The organism is Rhizorhapis sp. SPR117 (assembly GCF_021742065.1).
In genome coordinates, this window is record NZ_JAKKIE010000138.1 from 1 (window position 1) to 3542 (window position 3542).

The following is a 3542-nucleotide window of genomic DNA, read 5'->3' on the forward strand; positions in this document are numbered from 1 at the left end:
CGCTTCAATCCGGCGAACCGCCAGATTTATCGCACGAGCTTGAATCCAATGAATATTAATTTTGAGTCGGACTCTTAGGCGGGCAATTTGATAAAGAGTTTGCCGATGAAGGCGTAAGCGGCGCGACGTTAGCCGAAGATCGTCCTGGCTTTGCAGCCCTACTTAAATATGTTCGGGAAGGCGACATCATCAGCCTATATGCAATCGACAGATTGGGGCGCGATGCATTGGACGTTCAATCTGTTGTCAGAAAGCTTATGGATCGTGGCGTGACTGTTGACGTTTATGGCCTTGGTCCGATTGGCAAAGGCGTAGGGGAGTTAATCGTTGCTGTGCTTGCGCAAATTGCAGACATGGAACGCAACCGCATTAGGGAACGATGCGAGGCAGGAAGGCAGGCTGCTAAGGCATCGCTAAGGGCCACAGGAAGGACGCACAGGGGCAAAGAAAGCCTAGGACGACCCAAGGCCCACGATGCAAAGGAAGTGGCTCTATGGCGCTCTAATAATAAAGCCAGCATCAGCGTGACGGCAGCACAGTTTGGTATATCGGATGCTACCGTAAAGCGATATTGCGCGGCTTGAGCAAACAGAATCCTTTGAATATTACCCTGCGTGCCGTCCCTTATATTCCTTGTCCATCACAGGTATATACAAAACCCTCTGGTACAATATCGCCAGAATTTACCGACGCACTATCAAAATCTTTGCCTTGGAATTGGCAGTAAGCCTTGTGGGTCATGACTACCCGACCACTGAATCCAGACGCGAAGGAACACAAATCGTAGCTCCCCGTAACCGTATCAAATAAATAGGCTTTGGCGTCCTTCTTCGCGGCTTCCATGTCCTCCTTCGCCCGCTCTTGCATTTTCTTGATAACATCATCGTTGGAGCCGATCATCAAGATCGTCTCACCAGATAATTTTTGCTCCACTTCAGCCTGACATTTCCGCATCCCGACCTGCAATTCCTCAGAAGTTGCAGCTATAAAAGATTCCAAATTCTTTAGGTTGACTTGGCGTTCCCGCGCTTCCTCCGCTGGCGTTTGCTTGGGGATTGCTAAAGTTGCCGTGGAGTTTTCAACCTCATCCGAACCGCATCCCGACAAAACTCCGACGAACGCAAGCGCCGTTCCTAATCTTATTATCATTTCTTATTTCACCCACTGCATTGGCTTAGGAGCATCGACAACACGAAAATGATGCCGATCATACCTGCGCAACCAGAGAAGAATCCCTCATTAACCTGCTTAACTGTAACTGTGGGGGTATTCGCCTTGGTGGAGGTAGCGGTCTTGGTTGCTGACTGAAGCCTTTGTTCCCTTAATCGCAAGTTTTCCTCTCGCAGCTTCAGAATTTCTTCACGGTCGTCCTTTGAATTTTCCGACAATCGCCCCCCTCCTCTGATTTGCGGACGGCCTGTTTTCACAAGGTTTTGGTGTAGAATGCAATAGGCCCGACAGGTCGCAGAATGGCGACTGAACCAAAATCATCAGGAAAAGGCTTTAACGACCCTCGCTACCGCGCCCTTGTCGGGGAGCTTATTGCGGAACGGAAACGACAAGGATTTAGCCAGCAAGCCTTGGCTAATCGATTGAATCGTCATCAACAGTTTGTAAGCCGATATGAGATAGGCGAACGACGGCTGGATATTATCGAGTTTGTGGACATTGCCCGCGCCTTAGGGCTGGATACCATCGAGTTGATCCGGACATTGCCAGACCAGTAAGCCGCGCCCACGATCAAAGCGTGACGCGCGCTTCCTATCGCCTTGATGAATTTTCAATTAGCCGAACTCTTAGATGATCTGAAATCTGTGCCACTCTTATCTAAGCAGGTAGGACTATAAAAAAAGGCATCCTCACAATAATACATTTCTTTTTATTACTTCTTTATAGGATAGCCGTTTCATATAGTTTCTTTCAGTTAATTTACTACTTTCAACATTATGTAATGGATTTATTACTTTTTATATCGAGGCAGTTTAAATTCTATACTGCGTTTCGTGTCCATATATCAAGAGTTACTTTGACGATCGAAAACAATAGGGCTACTCCTTGGGGGCCTTGATTCCATCCGCTTGGTGTGAACATCAGAAAATTGCATTTGATTGGTTCGCCTTGCCATGACCCGCAAGGGCGATACCAGCGGGTTTGTTGGGCGTAGGAGCGCCTATAGCCGACCGGGCGGGTATTCGCCCCAATGTTATCCCGGCGATGTAAGCGCGGCTGAGGTGGCGGCTTATCGGGCGCGGCATTGATTTGGCAGGCACAGGAATTGAGAACTCTGATTCTAACATCAGGACAATATGAAATGGGGGAAATTAAATTTGATCGAATGCGCTCCATATTCCCATTCAATCACGGATAGACAAGCATAGATGCAAGATATGCCATTTAGAGCGATTTAAGGCATCATACAGAGCGTGAATGAAAATTTACGTGGTAGGTAGCCAAAACATGAATAAGGCTCTGTGATGGTACTTAAATCGCTTTAATTTTGATTTAATATTATTACACTTTGAAACTAATTTGGGCGTCGCAGGGAATCGAACTGGCTTTCTGGCGTTGAATTCCTTCAGCCTAGCTCCCAATCTTCGGCCATGAAGGCATAGCCGGTAGGCTGGGCAGCATATCATCAGTGCGGAAAGGTTCGTGATCACCTTTCTCAGCCGTTAGCGTTCGCCAATATTCTTTGAAGAACTGCGCACAAGTCATGTCCGCAAGTTGGATGCGGGTATCGTGCATCATAAACTCATGCTCAAAGGCTTTGCCAAGTTCATCTTCGATGACGGATTTGTCGCTTTTTGATATTTCATAGGCGGTAGCGACAAGTTCTGAATGGTCTTGCATTTTCTGCGCCAGCAACTCGACATTCTGGCGATGGAAAGCGAAGCCGAGAAAGATGACGCGATCCCCGCCAGCTATCGTAGCTCGCATAGCGGCCAATTCATCGCCTTCTTCCACACGCTCCGTAAATGTCCGAACCTGTTGTGCTACATCAGCAAGCTGATGCGGTGATCCTTCACCGAAGGCCACACTTGGGGCATCACCCTTTTGCCAAGGCAACCGTCCAGCGACGCCATAAGGTCGATGAATCTTCAAACTTTGCATAATTTCCCGAATTGCGTCCGGCTTTAAGCCGTAATATGACGCCAGCGAAATAGGAAGATAATGCTCTAGGCACCTGTCATAATTGAAATTCACAATCTCTAAATTATCAAAAATGCTTTCGACTTGGCTTTTACGGACATTTTCAGTCAAAAGTTTGGTTAGACTGCTATACCAACTATCTCCAAACTTGGACAAATCAAGCGTATCAGGCACATTTTGAACGCGCTTAAAGACAGGACTAGCCGCCTCCGCCTTCAAGATTGCTCGCACAATACCAAGCTTACCTACAAGTTCAACCTGAGGGTCCTCAAGAGCGTCTATGACATTATCAATGGTGGCCTGCTGCCGGTTTGGTGGACACCGAGATAAGTTCATTCAGGCTACCCCAGCTTCACGTTCGAAGTCGATAGGACTGAGGTAACCCAGGGTCG

At 47.7% G+C, this 3542-nt stretch carries 3 protein-coding genes and 1 pseudogene; 2 read left to right on the forward strand and 2 right to left on the reverse strand.

All coding sequences use genetic code 11. The annotated features are described in order from the left end of the window. Window positions 1–101: 101 nt before the first annotated feature. Window positions 102–584: pseudogene (locus tag L3X40_RS21285) on the forward strand (recombinase family protein); the annotation flags it as partial. Between the two features lie 40 nt (window positions 585–624). On the opposite strand, the gene L3X40_RS21290 reads toward L3X40_RS21285, so the two are convergent. Further along, the gene (locus L3X40_RS21290) at window positions 625–1149 is read right to left on the reverse strand and encodes a hypothetical protein (RefSeq protein ID WP_237367343.1); all 525 of its coding nucleotides are present in this window, start codon (window positions 1147–1149) and stop codon (window positions 625–627) included. A gap of 320 nt (window positions 1150–1469) precedes the next feature. On the opposite strand from L3X40_RS21290, the gene L3X40_RS21295 reads away from it, so the two are divergent. Further along, complete coding sequence (locus tag L3X40_RS21295; protein WP_237367344.1) at window positions 1470–1727, forward strand: helix-turn-helix domain-containing protein; 258 nt, start codon at window positions 1470–1472, stop codon at window positions 1725–1727. Window positions 1728–2580: 853 nt separating this feature from the next. Here L3X40_RS21295 and L3X40_RS21300 read toward each other — a convergent pair. Then, window positions 2581–3486 carry a hypothetical protein gene (locus L3X40_RS21300; RefSeq protein ID WP_237367345.1) on the reverse strand — a complete coding sequence of 302 codons (906 nt, stop codon included), beginning with the start codon at window positions 3484–3486 and terminating at the stop codon, window positions 2581–2583. Between the last annotated feature and the right edge of the window lie 56 nt (window positions 3487–3542).